The sequence below is a fragment of the Spirillospora sp. NPDC046719 genome, assembly GCF_040645715.1.
Taxonomy (GTDB): domain Bacteria; phylum Actinomycetota; class Actinomycetes; order Streptosporangiales; family Streptosporangiaceae; genus Spirillospora.
The window spans coordinates 1-3,072 of sequence record NZ_JBEYYT010000728.1 but is presented as its reverse complement, the minus strand read 5'-3'; the positions used below and the strand labels follow the sequence as shown (position 1 = coordinate 3,072).

4 protein-coding genes are annotated in these 3,072 nt (G+C 76.7%); 2 read left to right on the top strand and 2 right to left on the bottom strand.

Going from position 1 to position 3,072, the window contains the following annotated elements:
* Positions 1–81: 81 nt before the first annotated feature.
* Together ABZ914_RS49345 and ABZ914_RS49340 are read left to right on the top strand one after the other, a co-directional pair.
* Complete coding sequence (locus tag ABZ914_RS49345; protein ID WP_500201512.1) at positions 82–1,089, top strand: N-acetylglucosamine kinase; 1,008 nt, start codon at positions 82–84, stop codon at positions 1,087–1,089.
* A 77-nt stretch (positions 1,090–1,166) separates the two neighbouring features.
* Positions 1,167–2,096, top strand: a complete 930-nt coding sequence (locus ABZ914_RS49340; RefSeq protein WP_500201511.1) for a TIGR03619 family F420-dependent LLM class oxidoreductase — start codon at positions 1,167–1,169, stop codon at positions 2,094–2,096.
* A gap of 41 nt (positions 2,097–2,137) precedes the next feature.
* Here the strand turns inward: ABZ914_RS49340 and ABZ914_RS49335 are convergent, their stop codons facing one another.
* Together ABZ914_RS49335 and ABZ914_RS49330 are read right to left on the bottom strand one after the other, a co-directional pair.
* Positions 2,138–2,578, bottom strand: coding sequence for a winged helix-turn-helix transcriptional regulator (locus ABZ914_RS49335; RefSeq protein WP_190864425.1), 441 nt, complete (start codon positions 2,576–2,578; stop codon positions 2,138–2,140).
* A 103-nt stretch (positions 2,579–2,681) separates the two neighbouring features.
* On the bottom strand, positions 2,682–3,072 hold a 391-nt coding region (locus tag ABZ914_RS49330; protein WP_500201510.1), incomplete at its 5' end, for a substrate-binding domain-containing protein.

Below are 3,072 nucleotides of genomic sequence, written 5' to 3'. Positions count from 1 at the left end.
GGTCGGGCAGCTCGCGTTCGCCGACCGGCTCGCCCGCGACCTGGTCGCCGCGAACCGCGCCCACCTGCCGTGGGCCGCCTGATGGCCGCAGCGCCGGCGCGCCGCCGGGACGGGGTGCTCGTCGCGGTGGACGGCGGCAACAGCAAGATCGACGCGGCCGTGGCGGGGACCGGCGGGGAACTGCTGGCGACCGCGCGCGGCGCCGGGTTCCGGCCGCAGGCCACCGGGCTCGACGGCGCCGTGGACGCGCTCGCCGCGGTCATCGGCGCCGCGCTCGCCGAGGCCGGCGTACCGCCCGGCGACGTCGTCCACCTCGCCGCCTACATGGCCAACGTCGACCTGCCGGGCGAGGAGGAGCGGCTGGAGGGGCTGCTGCTGGAGCGGGGGCTCGCGCCCACCGCGGTGGTCGGCAACGACACGTTCGCGCTGCTGCGCAGCGCGGTCACCGAGGGCTGGGGCGTCGCGGTCGTCTGCGGCGCCGGCATCAACTGCGCCGGCGTCGCCCCCGACGGCCGTACCGCCCGCTTCCCCTCGCTCGGCGAGCACACCGGCGACTGGGGCGGCGGCGGCGCGCTCGGCCGCGCCGCGCTGTGGCACGCCATCCGCGGCGAGGACGGACGCGGCCCGCGCACCGCGCTGACCGGCGCGGTCGCCGCCCACTTCGGCGTGGACCGTGCCATCGACGTCGGGCTCGGCATCCACCTCGGCGAGTTCGACGAGGGGCGGCTCACCGCCCTCGCCCCGGTGCTGATCGACACCGCCGAGGCCGGCGACGCGGTGGCGCGCGGGGTCGTGCTGCGCCTGGCCGAGGAGATCGCCGTCCTCGGCTCGGTCGCGCTGCGCCGCCTCGGCCTGCTGGACTCCCCGGCCGACGTGGTGCTCGGCGGCGGCGTGCTCGCCGCCCGCCGCCCGCTGCTGATGGACGCGGTCGCCGAGCGCTACGCCGCCCTCGCGCCGCGCGCCCGGCTGATCGTCCCGGACGACCCGCCGCTGCTCGGCGCCGCGCTGCTCGCGCTGGACCATCTGGCCGCCCCGCCCGCCGCGCACGCGGCGCTGCGGGAGGCGTTCCGGCGACCGCGAGTCCGGTAGATTCGGCGCTTCGACCACGCCGCACCTGGCTCCGCCCTTGACGCTGTAGGTGCGGCCCGACGAGGAGGAGGAGCGCCGTGCAGATCGGGTTCGCAGTACCGGTGGCGGGGGCGTGGTCCACCCCGGCCAACCAGGTGCTGATCGCGCAGCGGGCCGAGGAGCTCGGCTACCACTCCCTGTGGACGCTCCAGCGCGTCGTCAACCCGGCCGGCTCGGCCGACCAGACCTACCGCAACGTGCCCGACCCGCTGGTCACGCTGGCCTACCTCGCGGGCTACACCAGCCGGGTGCGGCTGGGCGTCGCCGTGGCGAACATGCCGTTCTACTCCCCCGCCATGCTCGCCAAGCAGGCGATCACCCTGGACCACGTCACCGGCGGCCGCCTGGACCTCGGGCTCGGCAACGGCTGGATGCCGGAGGAGTTCGCCGCGGTCGGCGCGTCGATGGAGCGGCGCGGCGCCCGCGCCGAGGAGTTCCTCGCCGCGCTGCGCGCGATGTGGACGGGCGAGCCCGGCGAGGTCAGCGAGTTCCACGGCGAGTTCTACGACGTCCCGCCCGTCACCATGGACCCCCGTCCGCTGCAGGACCCCGAGCCGCCGATCCTGCTCGGCGGCGCGTCGGAGGGCGCGCTGCGCCGCGCCGGGCGGCTCGCCGCCGGCTGGGTCAGCTCCAGCCGCGCCGACCTGGCCGCGATCGGCCGCTCGATCGAGACCGTCCGGGACGCCGCGGACAAGGCCGGCCGCGACTCGGCGGCGCTGCGGTTCGTCTGCCGGGGCGCGGTGCGGGTCCGCACCGAGGAGGCCGCGCCGCCCGAGGACGGCCGGCGCCCGCTCACCGGCACCTACGAGCAGATCATCGCCGACTTCGCCGCGCTGGAGGAGCAGGGCGTGACCGAGCTGTTCGTCGACCTGAACTTCGACCCGGAGCTGACCGGGCCGGACGCCGACCCGTGGGACTCGATGTACCTGGCCCGCGAGGCGCTGGAGGCGTTCGCCCCGCGTTCGTGAGCGCGCGCCGCAGTCGCCGGGGCGGCCGTCCGCGCGCGTCCTCACAGCGACGGGCGTCGCCCCTCCCACGGGGTGCTGAGCACGACGGTGGTCCGGGTTGCGACGTTCGCCGCCGCCCGGATCTGCTGCAGCAGCTCCTCCAGCTCGTTGGGGGACGCCACCCGGACCTTCAGGATGTAGCTCTCGTCGCCCGCGACCGAGTGGCAGGCCTCGATCGCCTCCAGGTGGGTCAGCCGGTCGGGCGCGTCGTCGGGCGCCGCCGGGTCGATCGGCTTGATCGACACGAACGCGGTGAGGGGCAGCCCGATCTGCTCGTTGTCGAGCTGGGCGGTGAAGCCCCGGATGACGCCGCGCTTCTGCAGCCGCCGCACCCGCTGGTGCACCGCCGACACCGACAGGCCCGTCCGCTTGGCCAGATCGGTGAAACTCATCCGCCCGTCGTCGGCCAGCAGCGCCATGATCTGACGATCGATCTCCTCCACGCGGGAAATCTAGCGTGCCGGGGCGGCGCACGTGACCCCAGCAGATCACAGATCAGCTCTAATCGCCCGTCCGCCACCGGAAGCGGGCCTGACGGCGGGGGGGTCAGCGCCGGGAGCCGCGCAGCGCGCCGCAGCTCCCCCGCACCACCAGCTCGGTCGGCAGCAGCAGCGGGCCGCCCCGGCCGCGCCGGGCCTGGTCGCGGAGCAGCAGCTCGCACGCCCGGTGGCCGATGTCGCGGCCCGGCCGCGCCACCGCCGTCAGCGGCGGGTCGCACAGCTCCGCCCATGCCACGTCGTCGACCATCGCGATCGACACGTCGGCGGGGACGCGCAGGTCCAGCTCGCGGGCCACCAGCACGGCGGCCTCGCCGAGCAGGTGCCCGGCGGCGAGCACGGCGGTCACGTCCGCGCGGCGCTGCAGCAGCCCCGCCGCGGCGGCGTACGCGGCGTCCCGCGCGGGCCGCGCCGCGACGACCAGGTCCTCCTCCACCGGG